Annotated in this window: 10 protein-coding genes; all 10 read right to left on the reverse strand. The window is 43.1% G+C overall.

Going from position 1 to position 22,519, the window contains the following annotated elements; genetic code table 11:
• Positions 1 to 3: 3 nt before the first annotated feature.
• Positions 4 to 1,533, reverse strand: a complete 1,530-nt coding sequence (locus tag HQK88_09510; GenBank protein ID MBF0617034.1) for a tetratricopeptide repeat protein — start codon at positions 1,531 to 1,533, stop codon at positions 4 to 6.
• A 43-nt stretch (positions 1,534 to 1,576) separates the two neighbouring features.
• The gene (locus HQK88_09515; GenBank protein MBF0617035.1) at positions 1,577 to 2,119 is read right to left on the reverse strand and encodes a hypothetical protein; all 543 of its coding nucleotides are present in this window, start codon (positions 2,117 to 2,119) and stop codon (positions 1,577 to 1,579) included.
• Complete coding sequence (locus HQK88_09520; GenBank protein ID MBF0617036.1) at positions 2,116 to 5,166, reverse strand: FecR domain-containing protein; 3,051 nt, start codon at positions 5,164 to 5,166, stop codon at positions 2,116 to 2,118. The genes HQK88_09515 and HQK88_09520 overlap by 4 nt, the downstream gene beginning before the upstream one ends.
• Before the next feature lie 15 nt (positions 5,167 to 5,181).
• Positions 5,182 to 6,633 (reverse strand): hypothetical protein, encoded by a 1,452-nt coding sequence (locus HQK88_09525; protein ID MBF0617037.1) that lies wholly within the window; start codon positions 6,631 to 6,633, stop codon positions 5,182 to 5,184.
• A 24-nt stretch (positions 6,634 to 6,657) separates the two neighbouring features.
• Positions 6,658 to 8,106 (reverse strand): hypothetical protein, encoded by a 1,449-nt coding sequence (locus HQK88_09530; protein MBF0617038.1) that lies wholly within the window; start codon positions 8,104 to 8,106, stop codon positions 6,658 to 6,660.
• A 185-nt stretch (positions 8,107 to 8,291) separates the two neighbouring features.
• Complete coding sequence (locus HQK88_09535) at positions 8,292 to 10,214, reverse strand: hypothetical protein (GenBank protein ID MBF0617039.1); 1,923 nt, start codon at positions 10,212 to 10,214, stop codon at positions 8,292 to 8,294.
• A gap of 14 nt (positions 10,215 to 10,228) precedes the next feature.
• The gene (locus tag HQK88_09540; GenBank protein ID MBF0617040.1) at positions 10,229 to 11,665 is read right to left on the reverse strand and encodes a hypothetical protein; all 1,437 of its coding nucleotides are present in this window, start codon (positions 11,663 to 11,665) and stop codon (positions 10,229 to 10,231) included.
• A gap of 218 nt (positions 11,666 to 11,883) precedes the next feature.
• On the reverse strand, positions 11,884 to 16,305 hold the full coding sequence (locus tag HQK88_09545) for a hypothetical protein (protein ID MBF0617041.1): 4,422 nt from the start codon (positions 16,303 to 16,305) through the stop codon (positions 11,884 to 11,886).
• Between the two features lie 45 nt (positions 16,306 to 16,350).
• On the reverse strand, positions 16,351 to 17,766 hold the full coding sequence (locus HQK88_09550; GenBank protein ID MBF0617042.1) for a hypothetical protein: 1,416 nt from the start codon (positions 17,764 to 17,766) through the stop codon (positions 16,351 to 16,353).
• A 232-nt stretch (positions 17,767 to 17,998) separates the two neighbouring features.
• On the reverse strand, positions 17,999 to 22,405 hold the full coding sequence (locus HQK88_09555) for a beta-propeller fold lactonase family protein (GenBank protein ID MBF0617043.1): 4,407 nt from the start codon (positions 22,403 to 22,405) through the stop codon (positions 17,999 to 18,001).
• Between the last annotated feature and the right edge of the window lie 114 nt (positions 22,406 to 22,519).

Genomic DNA, 22,519 nt, shown 5'->3' on the forward strand with positions numbered 1-22,519 from the left:
CTCCTAAAGTTTATACTCAATTCCGGCAGTGTACATGTTTCGTATGTATTCGTAAATGAAAACATTAGATTTAACATCTGAATGTGTGAAGTTAAAGTTGACAGTAACATTCTTCATGACTTGCCAAATGAGACTTGCACCACCCGTATAAGAATCATCCCTCCTCATAACATAAAACACATCATTTACATTACTGTATCTTTGGAAAAATGCCTCACCTGTAAGTATGCCTGTAAGAGTTTTTTCTTTAACAGGAACAACAAGTCCAACATTGAACTTATGTCCTTCATTTACCCAATTACTGCCTAAGGTGTTATCAAAGGAGTAATCGTACTTTATGTTAAGCATGCCGAGGCCTTTGGAAAAAGCATACACATAACCCAGACCAGTTAGGTATCTGTCCGCATCCCTGTTCTCTTCAGGAGCGAATACCTGTCCCATCATTTTAAGCTTCTCAATACCCATATACATTTGCACTATGTTGTTAGGCTTAAAGACCCAACTGTAAGTAGGCTTAACAGATAAAGAATACATGTAGGGCGTATCTCTCAGTACAGCATGTGTGAAGGAGATGGGAAATGAAACTGCAGAGTTTTTGAGATTATATCCTGGGTTTAAAGTTAAACTATTTACATATAAATTATGGGTCTCATTTTTAAAATAAACCGTACTAAGGAAATTATATTGAGCATTGAGAAACCATTTGCTGCCAAGGTTTGGACGATAATCCACTCTAAGCATGTTTAATATGGCGCTGTCTTTTTCCCCTGTAATTATTAACCCAGGAATATCATCAACGGGTTTGTCTAACACATTGTCGTCATACCTGTAAGACATACCAATAGTAACTTGCCACGGCTTGAACATCTCCTTGCCTTTTGCTAACTCCTTTTGATACTCCTTTGCAAATGTAGCCGTATCAGATTTCGGATCAGCTGCTACCACGTTGTCCAGATAGCTGGAGGCTTCATCAAATCGTCTCTCCCTGCCATACGCTATAGCCAGTTGGAAATCTGCTGTCTGAGCCACTGTTGGATCAAGCTCTTTAGCTTTTTTAAATGCAGTTATGGCCTCAGAGTTATCATCATCTTTTAACAACACCAACCCTTTTAAAAACGCAATCTGTCCTGGTACTACATCGTTATTTTCTGCTTTTTGTATCCACTGCAGCGCCTCTTCAAGTTTATTTGAGACATACAGGGTTCCTATCAGCTCCACATAGGCCTCTTTCATCGGGGGTACATAGTGGAGTGATTCTTTAAGATACTTCTCCGCACTTTTTAAATCACCTATCTTCTTAAAAGTAATCCCCAGATAATAAGATATAACTGAGGTGGCAGGTTGCTCCTGTTGGGCTTTTTTTAACAGCTCCAACGCCTCCTCGTAATTCTCAGCCTTAAACTGCTCTATTCCTTCAGATATATAGTCTGTGGCTCCATGTAAAGCATTGGGACTTAATCCCAGAAGCAAAATCAAAACACATATACTTACTGCTCTCTTAAGAGCAACTCCACTCACTTTTATATTTACCACGAGCAAATCTCCATTGAATCGTCTATATTTTTAGCAACGCTGTTTAATGCGCAACAGTGTAGCCTGTAACATTGTCTTCACATAAAATACCTGTTACGGCTCTTTTTGGAGCAGTTAACCCCTGTAAACATGTCATGAGTATGTTTAAGCACGATGCTTGAATGCCAGAGGAGTCAAATGACACGTTACCTATAAATGAAAGAGTCCCCCCATAGGCGCCGGATGTACCAACATCTGTTGAGGATAATGTTAAAGTTTCATAACCTGTGACAGGGCTATAGACAGAAGCTGTTTTCCCTGAGAAAGCTATCTGTCGTGTCATCGAACTTTTGAGCAGGCTTGCGGTGCTAAAAGTTTGTGTTGTTGATGTTGGCGTATCGTTGTCTGCTGAGTCCACTGTAAAGCTGACTGTCATATTTTCTGAGGACATGTTAGATGTCAAACAGTACACAACGTTATTTGTACTTGTATGTAGATACGGCAGATGATAATAGACAGCAGTATTGGCAGGAACATTACTGATGGCAAAAAGAATGATAATAAAAAGACTAAATAATATTATTGCATATTTCCCTAAATTTTTCATCTGATATCTCCTGTTTTTCTAGTTAATGTATGAGACACCTTCTCTATTGTCGTAGATATTGGTGTCGTCACTAAAGAAATAAATGGGACGGACACTATCCCTGCACCGTTTCCTGATAAGCTGCCGTCAGCGTACGAACCTGAGGCTACACCGTACATATTCACGTTGCCTGACCATGTACTGCCATTTAGGTATCCCCCTGAGGAAAGGTCTGCGTTAGTCGTTGAATCTCCTATAAGCGCTGCCCAACTACCAGTTGCCCATTTATAAAAGTGCCAATAAAGTGTTAGTCCATCTGAATTACCAAAAACTATCTCTTTACTGGTTATATTTGAACTTGTTAGATAGCTGCTAAAAGAATAGGAACCTGTCACACTCCCTATCGTATATATTGATGGGGCTGAACCGCTGGAGGAGGCAAAAAACACTACATTCCCCAACGTTATATTCATATAATCTCCGTTGATCGATAAAGAACCAGTAAGAGTTGTTCTTCCAATCTCAACAGAAGGCAGGTTTAAATAGCTGAGTGAGCTTATGGCTGATGATGTGGAACAGCCCGAGGCTCCTGTACTGTTTCCACAAGCAAGATTTAAAAACGTTGCAACGTCCATGTAGATTCCTACACTTCCAAACTCAATTACGTTTGCGTTTCCACCTAATCCATCATCATAGGATGTCAGTGAACCTAACAACCCTCCACTGTATATCACAGATTTATTATTTGAGTCAACATAGGTTGAATATACGTTGCCGTAATATACACCATTAGTGTTACCGTTAATGGAAACCAGTGAATAACCAGGACCATAACTATACAGATTCGCAAGCCCTCCGTACTGGTTATCATATGCAGATTCGTACCCTGAGTACATATTGTGCGCAAAAGCAATACTATCTATTCCTTCATAGATAAAGCCATGGCTGAAAGATACTCCATAATAAGCGTCTGACACATTGATTGGAACATAGGTTAGATTGCCGTTTCCTGACCAACCCCCACTGTTGTTGAAGCTTCCGGTTATACCGCCTGAACCGTTATAATACGAGACCATTGCTCCAGAGCCATCGGTACCATAATAGATACCAGCAAAATCAGCGTATAGATCATTAGGGCTACCATCGCTTCCTTTAACTCCAGCCAAATAACCCGACACAGTGTACCCAGAATATGAGCCGCTTATCGAACTTAACCAAAGTGGATACATAGTGGTGTTTGCATTTGAATACGTACCGGAGGCTGTCACAGATTCAGTAGTTATCGTCGATGTATCGGATGGAAACGCACCTGTTAAAGTCCCTGAGACGCCATCTGATGTTCCATTGTTGTAAGGGTATGAGTCCAATGAGACACCGTAAAAACCATAGTATGAGTCTTTTGTAACAGATGAGGTAAATAGCGCTGTTGTTGTCGTAGCTGTTGTAGTTGTGGTTGTCTCTCCGCCACCACCACCTCCTCCAGATGTTGTTGTGGTTGTCGTAGAGGTAGTAGATGCTGTGGTTGTGGTGGTTGTTGTCGGTGCTGTTGTAGTTGTAAGCGCTGTTGTTGTGGCCGGTGCTGTTGTCGTTGTAAGTGCTGTTGTTGTGGCTGGTGCTGTTGTAGTAGTCAGTGCTGTTGTAGTTGTCAATGCTGTTGTAGTTGTAAGTGCTGTTGTAGTTGTAAGTGCTGTTGTTGTAGTCAGTGCTGTTGTAGTTGTAAGTGCTGTTGTAGTTGTAAGTGCTGTTGTTGTTGTAAGTGCTGTTGTTGTAGTAAGTGATGTTGTCACAGTAGGTATATTGCCAGTACCCGTACCCGTACCAGTGCCAGTGCCAGTACCCGTACCCGTACCAGTGCCCGTACCAGTGCCCGTGCCAGTGCCCGTGCCAGTACCTGTGCCCGTGCCAGTACCTGTGCCAGTACCATTACCTGTGCCATTACCTGTTGTGTCAGACGAACCAGAAGATCCGGATGATGACCCTGAAGATCCGGACGATGACCCTGAAGATCCGGACGATGACCCTGAAGAGCCAGAGGATGAGTCAGAAGAGCCAGATGATGATCCGGATGAACCGGACGATGACCCTGAAGAGCCAGAGGATGAGTCAGAAGAGCCAGATGATGATCCGGATGAACCGGACGATGAGCCTGAAGAGCCAGATGATGATCCGGATGAACCTGATCCCGATGACGAGTCAGAAGAGCCTGATGATGATCCAGAAGAGCCTGATGATGATCCAGAAGAACCGGATGATGACCCTGATGATCCAGATGAACCGGATGACCCTGAGGATCCAGATGAACCCTGTCCTCCGCTGCCACCACTACCACCACTACCTCCACTGCCACCGCTACCACCAGTGCCTCCACTGCCACCACTGCCACCACTGCCACCGCTGCTGGAGGATTTAGGTGCCGGCGTTGTATCTTTACCGTAACTGTTCTTTTCAGATTGTGTCATTGTGGTTGGAGCTGAAGGCGCTTGTCCCAGAGCTACAGAGGTTTTTTGCCCCGCATTTACTTTTACCTCCGGACTGCCTGAAATCTCTGTACTTTTTACCCCTACGCTACCGTCTGCAGTTCTAATATCCGTACCGGTATTGGAATTAAAAGAGGTTTGCCAGTCTGTTCCTCTGACTCCGGCAACTGCGTTAGGGGTGTGGATTTCAAAATGGTCAGAGCTCTTAGCTCCTGCAAGGCGAGAAGCTATACTCTTTTGCACAATAGCTTGTACCTTACCCCTTGGAAGGGCTAACTTAGCATGATATACTCCGTCCGTTACCTTAAACTCGTTTATATCAACTCGTGTATTTTCTGCAAGCCTTACGATACTGCCATCATTGAACATTATCTCAGCCTTTGACTTACTCTTGGTTCTAAGTACATCCTGTTCACTTATTAAATCTCCCACTTTAAGTACTACTGCAGGAAGTTTCCCGCCTCGAAGCACGTCAACGGTACCATCAATTGCAGTTACTTTTCCGACAGAATTATCGGCATGTAACTGTCCGATGAAAACTAAACTCAGTAGTAAAAATACGATAATTAAACCAATTTTTCTGTTTTTCATTATTAATTCTCCGCTTTAATTTCCATTGTCACAGACATGTCCTGTCATTAGCCGTTTAGGGTTTAATGTCCCCTGATAACACTCAAGCAGCACGCTTTTACAACTTGCCTCCGTACCGCTTGTGTAAACCGATGTTGAGGTAAATTTGAGAAATCCCCCGTATATGCTTGCTTTGTTGGTATCACTCATAATTATAGTCTCATTATTAGATGATGACAACGAGATAGTATTTTGCGAAAATTTTATAATATACATTTTTTTAGACGCCAAATAATTAGCAAAAGTGTTGGTTGTGCCGGAGGGTGTCGCATTATCGGCTGCTCCTACCGTAAATTTTACAGTTAAATCCTGTGACGACCTGTTTGATGCGATACAATAGCTTGGGTTAGAGCTATTTGTTGATAAGTAGGGAAAATAATATGTAATATAAGATATGCTTGCTGAATACACTCCGGTAAAGATATAACCCCCAAAGGGTACAGCAACAAGTTTTAATCCGTCTGATGAGGACGCTATGGAATACCAATCTCTGCTACCGGCACTCGTTTGCTCTGTCCATGTAGCTCCTGAATCTGTTGAGGTATAAATAAACCCGCCATAATCTATCGCAGCAAGTTTAGTCCCATCTGATGAGGACGCTATCCCACCCCAAAATCTGCTGCCGGAACTGGTTTGCTCAGTCCATGTAGAACCTGAATTTGTTGATGTATATATATAACCATTATTTATGCCACCAACTACGGCAGCGAGCTTTGTCCCATCTGATGATGATGCTATTGAAGTCCAGGTTCTATTGTCAGCAACGGTTCGCTCAGTCCAATCAACACCCGAATTTGTTGAGGTATAGATAAACCCACCAGTACCATCAGTACCACTATCTACGGCAGCGAGTTTTGTTCCATCGGATGATGACGCTATCCCATTCCAACCTCTAATGTTAGAATTGGTTTGCTCTGTCCAATGATCACCTGAATTTGTTGAGGTATAGATATAACCTGGGGAATAATCTGTAGCAGCGAGTTTTGTTCCATCTGATGAGGACGCTATTGCATACCAACTTCTGCTACCGGAACTTGTGCGCTCTGTCCATATAGCACCTGAATTTGATGAGGTATAAAGATAACCTGGACTACCATCTGCAGCAACGAGTTTTGTTCCATCTGATGATGACGCAATTGCAGCCCAAAATCTGCTGCCGGCTAAAGTTTGCGGTGTCCAATTATCTCCTGAATTTGTTGAGGTATATATATACCCACCTGAGCCACTGCCATCATAATCAACAGCAGCGAGTTTTGTCCCATTATCTGATGACGCTATTCCACCCCAATCTCTGTTACCGGCGTCGGTTTGCTGAGTCCATGTCCACCCTGCATAAGACACTGTTGGCAACAACAATATTAACATTAACAACAAAACAAAATATTTCGCTAAAAAACTGTGTGTTTTCATAACCGTATCATTATTCATTCAATTAACCTTTTAAACCTGCCTTTAATGCCCAAGTGCTGTTGAAGACACGGTGTCTATACAAGCATAACCAGTAACGGGTCTTCTGGGTTCACTATATCCTTGTAAACAGGAGATTACAACATTATGACAGGAGGCCTGAGTGCCTGATAAATATGCAGCCGTACTAACAAAAGCCAGAGACCCGCCGTATGAGCCTGAATTAGCAATATTCGATAATAAAGACAGAGACTCAGTTCCGCTTAGTGGATTATAAATTGAGGCGGTTTTTTCTTGAAACGTGAACAGCCGTGTAGTTTGGCTGTTAAGATAGTTTGAAAATGTTTGTTTACCGGCACCGGCAGCAGGTGAGTTATTGTCAGCCGATTTCACTTCAAAGCTAACGGTCATATTCTCTGAGGATAAGTTTGAAGCTATACAGTAAACGGTATTATTTGTATTTGTATGAAGATAGGGGATGTTGTATGCAACAGTTGAGGGATAGTAGCCAGTGTAAATATAGCCACCATAAAGTGCAGCAGCAAGTTTTGTCCCATCTGATGATGACGCAATTGCATTCCAACTTCTGCTGCCGGCACTCGTTTGAGCAGTCCATGTAGCTCCTGAATCTGTTGATATATATATATAGCCACCAGAAACTGTAGCAGCGAGTTTAGTCCCATCTGATGATGACGCTATCCCATCCCAGGGTTGGATACCGGCACCCGTTTGTGTAGTCCAATTGCCACCTGAATTGGTTGAGGTATATATATACCCACCACTGCCGCCATTCCAAACTACCGCAGCGAGTTTTGTCCCATCTGATGACGATGCTATTGAATACCAACCCCGGCTACCAGCATTCATTTGTGGTGACCATGTAGAGCCTGAATTGGTTGAGGTATAAATATAACCACTTTCAACTGCAGCAGCAAGTTTTGTTCCGTCTGATGAGGACGTTATTCCAACCCAAAATCTGCTGCCAACAGCAGTATGCGCAGTCCAATTATCACCTGAATTGGTTGAGGTGTATATGTACCCGCCACCGTCACTGCCAAAGTAATCTACCGCAGCGAGTTGTATCCCATCTGACGATGATGCTATTGAATACCAACCCCGGCTGCCAGCACTCGTTTGTTCAGTCCAATTGTCACCTGAATTGGTTGAGGTATAAATATAACCACTATAAGCTCCGGCAGCAAGTTTTGATCCGTCTGCTGATGAAGTTACAGCATGCCAATTTCTGCTACCGGCACTTGTTTTTGCTATCCATGTAGCACCTGAATCTGTTGAGATATAAATGTAGCCTGGAGAAACTGCAGCGACAAGTTTTGTACCATCTGATGAGGACGCTATTGTTTGCCAGTTTTTGCTGCCGGAAACGGTTTGTCCTGTCCAAACCCAGTCGGCGGAAGACACCTCAGGCACCAACAAGATAACCAATAATGATGTTAATAAAAAAATGTGTTTAAATATAAAACTGTGCTTTTTCATGGATAAGTCTCCCACTTTTGCTAAAAAACATCTAATCGCCTCGCAAACAGTATTTATGTAACATTAACACCCCGATAGCAATTTTTTACGACACATTGCCTTTAGTATTATACATTAACAGAAAAGAATAAATGTCAATAACAAATGTTACCTAAAGAATATTTGTTAAAAATATTTTATCTGTGTTAAGGTGGAGGACTATAGTTGTAGTAGTATCCATTTTCACAAACCTGCCCTGTCATCAGCCGCTTAGGGTTAAAAGTCCCCTGATAACATTCAAGCAACACGCTTTTACAACGTGCCTCCGTACCGCTTGTGTAAACAGCTGTTGAGGTAAACGTGAGAAATCCCCCGTATAGGCTTGCATTGTTGGTATCACTCATAATTATAGTCTCATTATTAGATGATGACAACGAGATAGTATTTTGCGAAAATTTTATAATATACATTTTTTTAGACGCCAAATAATTAGCAAAAGTGTTGGTTGTGCCGGAGGGTGTCGCATTATCGGCTGCTCCTACCGTAAATTTTACAGTTAAATCCTGTGACGACCTGTTTGATGCCATACAGTAGCTTGGATTAGAGCTGTTTGTTGATAAGTACGGAATATCGTATGTAACAGTTGATTGACCTTGAGAGAAATACGCAACAACTGAACAGTCAAAAGTTACAGGACTTGTTGTGTAGATGGTGCCGGAAAGGCTGCCTCCACACGTACCTTCTACTGAGGATACCGAATAACCTGTATTAGGGGTAATCGTAAAAGACGTTCCCGTATTATCGTTAACAGTTTGTGCCGTGTTTGGGCTTATACTTCCACCAGCGCCTGCCGATGGGGTTACCGCATAGGTCTGATGTGATGCCGTTGCTGTAACCGTACAGTCAGCTGTTACCGCTCCTGTTGTATAGCTTACTGTTGTATCAACAACCTGAACTCCGGGGTCAGTGCCGCCACATCCTGATACACTTATTATACGAAAACCGGAGGCAGGGGTAAACTGAAATGTTATCGTACCGTTATCAACCACGCCTTGTGGTGAGATTTTGTCTGTAGTTACGTTTGTTAAGGATTCGGTTACTGTCCAGCTACCAAAAACACCTGTATAAATAAACCCACCTGAACCAGTACCATTCTTATCTATGGCGGCAAATTTTGTGCCATCTGATGATGCAGCTATTCCATACCAATGTCTGCTACCGGCATTCGTTTGCTCAGTCCATGTAGCTCCTGAATCTGTTGAAATATAAATATAACCTCCATCAACTACTGCAGCGAGTTTTGAGCCGTCTGATGAGGACGCTATTGCATACCAATCTCTGCTGCCGGCACTCGTTTGCGTAGTCCATGTAGCTCCTGAATCTGTTGAGGTATATATATAATCAGGAGTATCATCAGCTGCTGCTGCAAGCTTTGACCCATCTGATGATGACGCTATTGAATACCAATATCTGCTACCGGAATTTGTTTGAGGAGTCCATGTTTCACCAGAATTGATTGAGGTATATATATAACCATTATCAATAACTCCGACAGCGAGTTTTAACCCATTTGTTGAGGATGTTATAGACCACCAGGATCTGCTGCCGGCATTGGTTCGCGGAATCCATGTAGCCCCTGAATCTGTTGAAGAGTAAATATATCCACCACCGTAATACCCATCTACAGCAGCAAGTTTAGTACCATCTGATGAGGATGTTATTGAACTCCAAAGTCTAATGCCGGCACTCGTTTGCGGAAACCATGTAGCCCCTGAATCTGTTGAAGTGTAAATATAACCACCACCACCATCTCCATTGTTCCCGGCAGCGAGTTTTGTCCCATCTGACGAGGACGCTATTGAATACCAATATCTACTCCCGGCATTCGTTTGCTCTGTCCATGTAGCCCCTGAATCGGTTGAGGTATATATAGAACCCCCATAAGCTACAGCAGCGAGTTTAGTGCCATCTGATGATGACGCTATCCCAAACCAATATCCGGTACCGGCACCCGTCTGTACTGTCCAACCATAATCTGCATAGGACACTGTCGGCACAAACAATATCATCAGTAACAATAAAACAATATAATTTAGTATAAAACAATATTTTTTCATAAAAGTTTCCATTCAATTAACCACCATTAATGCCCGATCACAGTCGAAACAGAGTCTATACAAACATAACCCGTAACGGGTCTTCTTGGTTCACTGTATCCTTGTAAACACGATATCATGATCTTTGAACAGGATGCCTGAGTGCCTGATGAAAACACACCGGTACTGACAAAAGTTAGCGACCCGCCGTATGAGCCTGAATTAGCAATATCTGATGATAAGTCCAAAGACTCAGTTCCAGTTACGGGACTATAAATGGAAGCGGTTTTCTCTTGAAAAGTAAACAGACGTGTAGTTTGGCTGCTAAGATAGTTTGTAAACGTTTGTATGCCGGTAGAAAGAGTGTCGTTGTCTGCCGATTCCACCGTAAAGCTAACATTCATATCTTCTGAGGACAAGTTTGTTGCCACACAGTAAACGACATTATTTGTGTTTGTATGAAGATACGGTAAATTGTATTTAACTGTTGAAGGTTGAGAGCCGGTGTAAATATAGCCTCCAACTTCACTGCCATACTCATCTACAGCAGCGAGTTTCGTGCCATCTGATGAGGATGCTATTGAATACCAACCTCTGCTACCGGCACTCGTTTGTTCTGTCCATGTAACACCTGAATCTGTTGAGGTATAAATATAACCGCCCAAATCGCCAGCAGCGAGTTTCGTACCATCTGATGATGACGCTATTGATTGCCAATATCTGCTATCGGCACTTGTTTGCTCAGTCCATGTAGCGCCTGAATCGGTTGAGGTATAAATATAACCTGGACTATCATCTACAGCAGCGAGTTTTGTCCCATCTGATGATGACGCTATTGAAGACCAATATCTGCTACCGGCACTAGTTTGATTATCCCATGTAGCGCCTGAATCTGTTGAGGTATATATATAACCGCTACTGCTACAAACTGTAGTAGCAAGTTTTGTCCCATCTGATGAGGATGTTATTGAACACCAATTTGTGCTACCAGCACTCGTTCGCTGGGTCCATGTAGCTCCTGAATCTGTTGAGGTATATATATAACCAATAGCTCCACCTTCATCCACAGCAGCGAGTTTAGTGCCATCTGACGATGACGATATTGAGTTCCAATCTCTGCTACCGGCATTCGTTTGCTCAGTCCATGTAGCTCCTGAATCTGCCGAGGTATAAATATACCCATTCCAAACTCCGGCAGTGAGTTTTGTCCCGTCTGATGAGGACGTTATTGAATACCAATTTCTGCTGCCGGCATTCGTTTGTGCCGTCCATGAAGCTCCTGAATTGGTTGAGGTATAAATATAACCATTGCGAACCACTGCAGCAAGTCTTTTCCCGTCTGACGATGAAGCAATTGAATACCAATTTCTACTGCCGGACGTGGTTTTTGCTGACCACATAAAGTCGGCAAGGGACAACACAGGTAAAAGCACAATCAGCGCCGATAAAACAATGTACTTAACAATAAAACTGTATCTTTTCATAAGTACATCTTAGCTAACATCATAAACCACATAATCACTCCAGTGGAAATTACCGGTTTAACAGATTAAGGGTACAGACAGCATCCTCAACTCCAGCACACCCCATTCCAATCTATTCATGGTATAACATAAAAAATGAATAATGTCAATAGGAAGTCAGGATGAAATTACGGTTACACATTCCAAACTTATAAAGATGCAACACTCCCATCCATTTTTCAGTATCCATTGTCACAAACATGCCCTGTCATCAGCCGCTTAGGGTCCAAAGTACCCTGATAACACTCAAGCAACACGCTTTTACAACGTGCCTCCGTACCGCTTGTGTAAACTGCTGTCGAGGTAAACGTCAAAAATCCCCCGTATAGGCTTGCATTGTTGATATCACTCATAGTTAAGCTTTCATTGTTAAAGGAAATTGTATTTTGCAAAAATGTGATTAGTTTGGTTTGCTTAGACGCTAAATTAGATGCAAAAGTGTTGGTTGTGCCGGAGGGTGTGGCATTATCGGTGGCTGCAACTGTAAATTTAACGGTTAAATCCTGTGACGACCTGTTAGATGCCATACAGTAGCTTGGATTAGAGCTGTTTGTTGATAAATAAGGCATATTGTATGTGACTGATGAGGGGTTTTGAGAAAAATTTGCAATAACTGTACAATCTGCCGTTATTGTGCTTGTTGTGTAGGTGCTGCCGGAAAGACTGCCTCCGCACGTGCCTCCTACTGAAGATAACGTATATCCACTATTTGCACTAACCGTAAAAGATGTCGTCGAATTATAGTTAACCGTTTGTGGTGTGTTAGGACTTATATTTCCTCCTGTACCTGCCGATGGGGTTACTGTCCAGGTTTTTCGTGAAGCTGAAGCCGTAACCGTACAGTCTGCAGTTATTGATCCAGTTGTATAAGTCGCATCCGTGTTTACTGCCAGATTTGTTTGAGTAACTCCACCGCATCCTGATACACTTGTTATGTAATAGCCAGATGTAGGATGGAATGTAAATGTTTGAGTAGCGTTATTATTTACTGTTGTTGATGCACCGGATGTTTCAGTTACATTTGCCAAAGTCTCGGTTATACTCCAAGTATTTTGTGAAGCGGTTGCTGTTACTGTACAATCAGAAGTTACAGCTCCAGTTGTATAACTTACCGCCGCATTGACGGCCTGTGCTCCCGGGTCAGTTCCTCCGCAGCCTGATACGCTTGTTATGTGATACCCTGAGGCAGGCGTAAACTGAAACGTTATTGTACCGCCATAAGTCACTGTCTGAGGGGAGGCTTTGTCGGTAGTTACGTTTGTTAAAGATTCGGTTACAGTTTTTGTTTGTTGTGTAGCAGTTGCCGTGACCGTACAGTCAGAAGTTACCGCGCCTGTTGTATAACTTACTGCCGTATTGACGGCCTGTGCTCCTGGGTCAGTCCCTCCACACCCTGATACACCGGTTATGTAATAGCCGGATGAAGGTGTAAATTGAAATGTTATCGTGCTGCCATAATTCACTGTCTGAGGGGAGGCTTTGTCAGTAGTTACATTTGTCAACGATTCGGTTACTGTTTTTGTTTGTTGTGTAGCAGTTGCTGTAACTGTACAATCAGAACCTACCGCTCCTGTTGTATAGCTTACTGCAGTATTGACGGCCTGTGCTCCCGGGTCAGTCCCTCCACATCCTGATACACTTGTTATGTAATAGCCGGATGAAGGGGTAAATTGAAATGTTATTGTGTCACCATAATTCACTGTCTGAGGAGAGGTTTTGTCGGTAGTTACATTTGTCAAAGTTTCGGTTACTGTCTGTGTCTTCTGTGAGGTTGTTGCCGTAACTGTACAATCAGAACCTACCGCTCCTGTTGTATAACTTACTGCCGTATTGACAGCCTGTGCTCCGGGGTCAGTCCCTCCACAGCCTGATACACTGGTTATGTAATAGCCGGATGATGGTGTAAATTGAAATGTTATTGTATCGCCGTAAGCTACTGTCTGGGGGGAGGTTTTGTCTGAAGTTACATTTGTCAGAGATTCGGTTACTGTCATGGTAATTACGCCTGTGTATATATATCCACCATAATCTACAGCAGCGAGTCTCGTTCCATTTGAAGATGACGCTATACTGTACCAAGCTCTAGCACCAGCACCCGTTTGCTGGTTCCATGTGGCTCCTGAATCTGTTGATGTATAAATATAACCACCAGAGCCGCTGCCAGTAGTGTCACCTACAGCGAGTTTTGTCCCATCTGATGATGATGCTGTTGGTAGCCAACCTCTCATGCCTGCAGTCAAGCGCCCTGTCCAGGTAACGCTAAAATCTGTTGATGTCCAAATATAACCCCCATTATCAGCAGCAACGAGTTTTGACATATCTGATGATGACGCTATTGGTCCACCTGCACCACTATTTGTTTGTGTCCATGATACGCCTGAATTAACTGATGCATAATTAACACCATTTACTTGAGCGATGAGTTTTGATCCATCTGATGATGATGCGATATAACCCCAAGCTCCAATACCGGCATTTGTTTGTGCAGTCCAGGTAGTGCCCGAATCTGTTGATGTATAAATATAACCCCCAGAGCCACTGCCATAAAAATCTGCAACAGCGAGCTTTGTTCCATCTGATGATGACGCTATAGGATGCCAACTTTTGCTACCAAGAACAGTTTGCTTGGTCCATGTAGCGCCTGAATCGGTTGAGGTATAAATAAAACCACCATTTACTGCAGCCGCAAGTTTTGCGCCATCTGATGATGACACTATATTTTGCAAATATCTGCCGGCACTCGTTTGCTGTATCCAGGTAGCGCCTGAATCGGTCGAGGTATAAAGATAATCACCTTGAGCTGCAGCAACAAGTTTTGTGCCATCTGATGATGATGCGATAGAGTCCCAATTTCTGTTTCCTGGAGCCGTCTGTTGAGTCCATGTGTAGCTACGTGCTATTGCGGCATTTGAAGCCGTTGCAATAACCGTACAATTAGAAGTTACCGCTCCTGTGGTATAATTTACAACAGTATCAGCACTTTGTATTGTTATCGCATTTCCACTACATCCATATACGCTTGTTATGTGATAACCGGAGGCAGGAGTAAACTGAAATGTTATTGTGCTGCCATAATTCACTGTTTGAGGGGAGGCTTTGTCAGTTGTTACATTTGTCAACGATTCGGTTACAGTTTTTGTTTGTTGAGCTGCAGTTGCTGTTACTGCACAACCATCAGTTAGCGCTGCCGTTGTATAGCTTACCGCCGTGTTGACAGTCTGTGTTCCGGGGTTAGTCCCTCCGCACCCTGATACGCTTGTTATGTAATAGCCGGAAGTGGGTGTAAACTGGAATGTTATAGAGCTGCCATAATTCACAGTTTGTGGGGAGGCTTTGTTAGTAGTTACATTTGTCAAAGTTTCAGTTACAGTATAGGTTTTTTGTGCTGCCGTAGCCGTAACCGTGCAATCACCAGTTACAGCTCCTGTTGTGTAGCTTACCGCCGTATTGACAGTCTGTGTTCCAGGGTCAGTCCCTCCGCATCCTGATACACCTGTTATGTAATAGCCAGAAGTGGGTGTAAATTGGAATGTTATCGCACTGCCATAATTCACCGTTTGAGGGGAGGCTTTGTCTGTAGTTACATTTGTCAAAGTTTCAGTTACAGTATAGGTTGGGAGTGCTGTGGTTGTTGTAGTAGTAGGGGCAGTATAAACTCCGGTGTAGAGATAGTCCGCTCCTGCAACTAACTTTGTTCCGTCTGATGAGGATGCTATTGAATTCCAATATCCAGTGCCAGTTAATGTTTGCGTAGTCCATGTAACGCCTGAGTCTGTTGATGTATAAATATAACCAGTATTAGCTACAGCAGCGAGTTTTGTGCCATCTGATGATGACGCTATTGAATACCACGAGCTACTACCAGCACTTGTTTGCTGTGTCCATGTAGCACCTGAATCGGTTGAGGTATAAATATAACCAGCCAAAACTACAGCAGCAAGTTTAGTTCCGTCCGACGACATTGACGCTGAGTACCACTGTCGGGAGCCTGCTGATGTTCGTTGAGTCCATGTAGCACCTGAATTTGTAGAAGTGTAAATATAGCCATTAAAAACACTGGCAACCAGATTAGTTCCGTCCGATGACATTGCTACCCCACCCCAAATTGAGGTGCTTAATGACGTTAGTGCTGTCCACGTAGTCCCTGAATCTGTAGAAGTATATATATAGCCATTGTAAGCAGCAGCCATTTGTTTAGTGCCATCAGATGACATTGCTGCTATCTGCCATACTCTGGATCCAGCTGAAGGCTGGTATGTCCATGTAACGCCTGAATTTGCAGAAGTATAAATATAGCCATTATTTTCAAGAGCAACCAACGTGTTACCATCCAATGACGATGCTACTGAAATCCAGTATCTAACACCTGCTGATGTTCGTGCAACCCATGTAGCCCCTGAATTTGTAGAAGTGTAAATATAGTTGTTATATTGAGTTGCAGCCAGCTTAGTTCCATTTGATGATGATGCCACGGAGGACCAAGTGACTGCAGAACCGGTTTGCTGAGTCCATGTCCACCCGGCATAAGACACTGCTGGCAACAACAATATAATCAGCAACAGTAAGACAATGTACTTCAATAAAAAACTATATCTTTTCATAAGCTCCTTATCCTCATCTCTCCAAATTAACCTATTAACCCACCATTAATGACCAATCACAGTCGAAATAGTGTCCATACAAACGTAGCCAGTCACTGGCCTTCTGGGATCACTGTATCCTTGTAAACATGAAATCACGACCTTTGAACAGGATGCCTGAGTGCCTGATGAAAATGCAGCCTTTGACACAAAAGAAAGCGCACCACCATAAGCGCCTGACTTAGCAACGTCGGATAATAATGACACAGACTCGGTTCCACCTAGTGGATTATAAATTGAAGCAGTCTGCTCCTGGAAAGTAAACAGCCGTGTAGTATAGCTGTTAAGATAGTTTGAAAATGTTTGTTTACCCGTAGCAGGAATGTCAACATCTGCCGATTTTACTTCAAAGCTAACGGTCATATTCTCTGAGGATAAGTTTGATGAAATACAGTAAACGACATTATTTGTGTTTGTGTGGAGATACGGTATGTTATATGTGACAGTTGATGGATAGTAGCCGGTGTAAATATAACCATTATAAGCAACAGCCGCAAGTTTTGTCCCATCGGAAGACGATGCTATTGATTTCCAGTTTCTGCTGCCAGCCCCTGTTTCATAAGCCCATGTAGCACCGGAATCTGTCGAAGTATATAAGTAATCATTAGAAGCTACAGCAGCGAGTTTTGTACCATCTGATGATGACGTTATTCCAGACCAAAATCTGCTACCAGAACTCGTTCGTTCAGTCCATGTAGAACCGGAATTGGTTGAGGTATAAATATACCCGACATTAACCACAGCAGCGAGTTTTGCTCCATCTGATGATGACGCTATTGAATACCAATTTTTGCTGCCGGCGCTCGTTTGAGCTGTCCATGAAACGCCTGAATTGGTTGAGGTATAAATATAACCACTGTTAACTACAGCAGCAAGTTTTGCCCCATCGGACGATGACGCTATTGAAAACCAGGTTCTATTGTCAGAAACGTGCTCAGTCCATGAAACGCCGGACTCTGTTGAGGTATAAATATACCCGATATTAACCACAGCCGCAAGTTTTGTCCCATCGGATGATGACGCTATTGATTTCCAATATCTGCTGCCGGCAATCGTTTGCGAAGTCCATGCAGCGCCTGAAGTGATTGAGGTGTAAATATAACCATTAGAAACTACAGCAGCAAGTTGTGTCCCATCGGATGAGGATACTATTGCATCCCAAAATCTACTGCCGGCAATAGTTTGCGGAGTCCAGTGTACGCCTGTATCGGTTGAGGTATAAATATAACCGCCACCGTCACTGCCAAAATAATCTACAGCAGCAAGTTGTGTTCCATCGGATGATGACGCTATTGCACTCCAACCTCTGCTGCCAGAATCAGTTTGTGGTGTCCAAACCCAGCCGCCGTAAGCAACCACAGGTAATAAAATTAACAAGGACAGCGATATAAAACACTTAAACGATAGAATTTTGACTCCCACAGCTCCTCCTCGGCATAACACAAAACCCACAGCTACATCAACACGCAATCACCATACGCTTAATTAAAGATAAACTAACTATAAGATAAAAAAAATATTTTGTCAATATTTTACCTCAGAAAGTATGTAACTTTTGTACCCAAAATCAAGGTTGTCAGAAGTATTTACCCTATTTATTGTTTTGGTTAAGTGATATTAAACTTTAATAATCATAAGCACAGGCCTTATTCTTTCAGTATCCATTCTCACAAACATGCCCTGTCAACAGCCGCTTAGGGTTCAAAGTACCCTGATAACATTCAAGCAACACGCTTTTACAACGTGCCTCCGTACCGCTTGTGTAAAGCGCTGTTGAGGTAAACGTGAGAAATCCCCCGTATAGGCTTGCATTGTTGGTATCACTCATAGTTAAGCTTTCATTGTTAAAGGAAATTGTATTTTGCAAAAATGTGATTAGTTTGGTTTGCTTAGACGTTAAATTAGATGCAAAAGTGTTTGGTGTGCGGGGAGATGTATAATTAGATGTTGTAGAATTGTCAACGGCTCCAACCGTAAAGTTGACAGTTAAATCCTGTGACGATCTGTTTGATGCCATACAGTAGCTTGGATTAGCGCTGTTTGTTGATAAATACGGCAGATTGTATGTAACAGATGAATTCTTCTGAGAAAAATTTGCGATAACCGTACAATCTGCTGTTATTGCGCTTGTTGTGTAGGTGCTGCCGGAAAGGCTGCCTCCGCACGTGCCTCCTACTGAAGATAACGTATATCCACTATTAGCACTAACAGTAAAAGAGGTTGTCGAATTATAGTTGACAGTTTGTGCCGTGTTTGGGCTTATACTTCCCCCTGTGCCTGCCGATGGGGTTACTGTCTGGGTTTTTCGTGATGCCGTAGCAGTAACTGTACAGTCTGCTGTTATTGATCCCGTTGTATAAGTCGCATCCGTGTTTACTGCCAGATTTGTTTGAGTAACTCCACCGCATCCTGATACACTTGTTATGTAATATCCTGAGGTGGGATGAAAAGTAAATGTTTGAGTAGCGTTATCACTTACTGTTGTTGAAGCACCGGATGTTTCAGTCACGTTTGTCAGAGACTCGGCTATAGTCCAGGTTTTTTGTGAAGCAGTTGCTGTTACTGTGCAATCAGAAGTTACCGCTGCCGTTGTATAGCTTACTGCTGTATTGACAGTTTGTGCTCCGGGGTCAGTCCCTCCGCATCCTGATACACTTGTTATACGATAACCTGAGGATGGTGTAAATTGAAATGTTATTGTGTTTCCATAATTCACTGTCTGAGGTGAGGTTTTGTCAGTAGTTACATTGGTCAAAGTTTCGGTTACCGACTGGGTCTTTTGTGCTGCCGTTGCCGTAACAGTGCAATCAGAATTTACCGCTCCTGTTGTATAACTTACCGCTGTATTAACAGCTTGTGCTCCGGGGTCAGTCCCTCCGCATCCTGATACGCTTGTTATGTAATAACCTGATGTTGGTGTAAACTGAAATGTTATTGTGCTGCCATCATTTACAGTCTGCGGCGAGGATTTGTCAGTGGTTACATTTGTCAGCGATTCGGTTACTGTATGAGCACGGACACCTGTATATATATAGTCACTGGTATTGCCCAGGATTGCAACCGTCTTTGAGCCGTCTGCAGATATTGCAACTCCTCCCCAATTTCGGGTAGTATCGTTTGCAGTTGCGCTCCATGTAACACCTGAATCTGTTGAGATATAAAGATAGCCATATGTACTTATAGCGCTGGCAAGCAATATAGTTCCGTCTGAAGATGATGCTATACCATACCGTGCTTTGATGCCTGATCCTGTCTGCGCAGTCCATGTAACGCCTGAATCTGTAGAGGTATAAACGTAGCCATTATCAGTTACAGCAGCGAGTTTTGTGCCATCGTATGATGAGGCAATCGCTGTCCAGTCACCATAACCGGAATTTACCTGAACATTCCATGTAACTCCTGAATCTGTTGATGTGTATATATACCCTGGAGTAAAATCCACAGCAGCCAGTTTCGTCCCGTCTGATGACGATGCTACACTGCTCCAGTATAAGGAGCTTGATGATGTCTGCTCGGTCCATGTGACGCCGGAATCTGTTGAGGTAAAAATATGCCCGGCTTGTACTGCTGCAACTAACTTAGTACCGTCTGACGATGAGGCTAAGGCACTCCAATTCCGGCTGGCATCGATTGCTCTTGGTGTCCATGTAACGCCTGAATCTGTAGAGGTGTAAAGATATCCTCCGGAGGCAGCAGCAAGCAATTTAGTGCCGTCCGATGATGAGGCTACTTTAGACCAATATCTGGCAGTATCGGTTGCTCTTGGCGTCCATGTAACGCCCGAATCTGTAGAGGTATAAAGATAACCAAGGTAAGTACCAAAAATCAATTTAGTGCCATCAGCTGAAGACGCCACACCATATCGATTTTTGCTTGTATCTCTTGCCGTCCAGGTCCAGAGGTTGGTTGTTGCGGTTGTCGTGGTTGTTGAGGTCGTAGTCGTAGCTGTTGTTGTAGTTGTTGAGGATGCAGCTGTAGTGGTAGTTGTTGACGCAGATGTGTTTGGTGTTATAAAATTTCCCATTGCATATGGCTGAGTTCCTACGCTAATCGTGGCTGAAACCGTATTTGAGGCTGTGGATATCACGGAAACATTGTCTGAACCATAATTTGCCACATAGACCTTAGAGCCATCGGGCGTAACAGACACTCCTCTTGGATCGCTCCCTACGGTTATTATGTTTGATACAAGGTTTGTGGCTGTAGATATTACAGGAACATGGGTGGTATAAGATTCTGTCACATAGACCTTAGAGCCATCTGGGGTTACAACTGCTCCAAAGGCATAAAGTGGGACGTTAATCGTTGCTGTGATTATATCTGTGGCAGTTGAGATTACAAAAACATTGTAACGATTTGTCACCACATAGACCTTAGAGCCATCGGGCGACATGGCAAGTGAATTTGGCTGGCTACCATATGTTCCTGAGGCTCCTGCACTCCCAACTTTTATCGTGGTTGAAACCGTGTTTGTGTTTGTGGATATTACAGAAACAGTTTCTGGAATAGTGTTTAAAACATAGACCTTAGAGCCATCGGGTGTTACGACAATTGAACCCGGATTAGTCCCTACAGTGATAGTATTTGTGACCGTATTTGATGTTGTGTCTATTACAGAGACGGTGTTCATTGTATAATAACCATGTGTCACATAGACCTTAGAGCCATCCGGCGTCACAACTACTCCGTAAGGATGATCTCCAACACTGATTGTGTTTGAGACCGTGTTTGAGGTTGTGTCTATTACCTTAACTGTATTTGCACCGTAATTTGCCACATAGACTTTAGAGCCATCAGGTGACACGGCTACCCCTACCGGGTGACTCCCAACGGTGATTGTGTTTGAGACCGTATTTGATGTTGTATCTATTACTGAAACGTTATTTGAGCTGTAGTTTGTTATATATGCGTTGATAGCCGTAGTGGTTGTAGTGGTTGATGCCGTAGTAGTGGTAGTGCTTGATGCTGCTGTGGTTGTAGTGGCAGAATAAACACCAGTGGAAATATAGCCACTACCTGAGCCGCTCAGAGCAAGGAGTTTTGTCCCATCTGACGAGGATGCTATTCCATACCAATACGCATTACCAGCAGCTGTTTGTTGTGTCCACGTAGCACCTGAATCTGTTGATGTATAAATATAGCCCTTTACACCAAGAGTAGGATTACATTCTACAGCGGCGAGCATTGATCCATCTGATGAGGATGCTATGCCCTTCCAATGTATAGGACCAGAAGCAGCCTGTGGTGTCCATGTTACGCCTGAATCTGTTGACGTATAGATATAGCCTCCGGAGCCGGTACCATAGTAATCTACAGCAGCGAGCTTTGTTCCATCTGTTGAAGATGCTATGCTTACCCAATATCTGCTTCCGGCACTAGTTTGCTCAGTCCATGAAGTACCTGAATTGGTTGATGTGTAAATATAACCATAAGCATAAACTCCGGCGGCGAGTTGTGTCCCATCTGATGAGGATGCTACAGTTTGCCATTCACGATTACCAGCAGCAGTTTGTTGTGTCCACGTAGAGCCTGAATTTGTTGATGTGTAAATATAACCAGTATAAGGACTACTATAAGAGGAATGTGCAGCGATGAGTTTTGACCCATCTGATGAGGACGCTATGGCTGACCAATATCTGCTACCAGCAGCAGTTTGTGATGTCCATGTAGAGCCTGAATCCGTTGACGTATAGATGTAGCCTCCACTACCAAAGTTAATATCAAAAGCAGCGAGTTTTGACCCATCTGATGACGATGTTATTGCATACCATTCTCTTATCCCAGAATTTGTTTGAGCAGTCCACGTAGCGCCTGAATCTGTTGATGTGTAAATATAACCACCACTACCGTTACCTCTATCAACAGCAGCGAGTTTTGTACCATCTGATGATGATGCTCCTGAGCTCCAAGCTCCGGAACCATAATTAGTTTGCGCAGTCCACGTCCACTCTGCATAAGACACTACAGGCAAGAAAAACAGAAGCGTCAATATCACAATACACTTAATCGTTAGGATTTTGCCTCTCATAACCTCTTCAAAGTCCCGCAACAAACGCAACATACTACGCAGACCCCCTCCATCTTTTTGGCACAATACGCTGATATATTTAGAAAGAGATTATATTAAAAAAATAATGTTTGTCAATACTATGTTCCAGAAACATTGTGACATTTG

The organism is Nitrospirota bacterium (assembly GCA_015233895.1).
In the GTDB taxonomy this organism is placed as follows: domain Bacteria; phylum Nitrospirota; class Thermodesulfovibrionia; order Thermodesulfovibrionales; family Magnetobacteriaceae; genus Magnetomonas.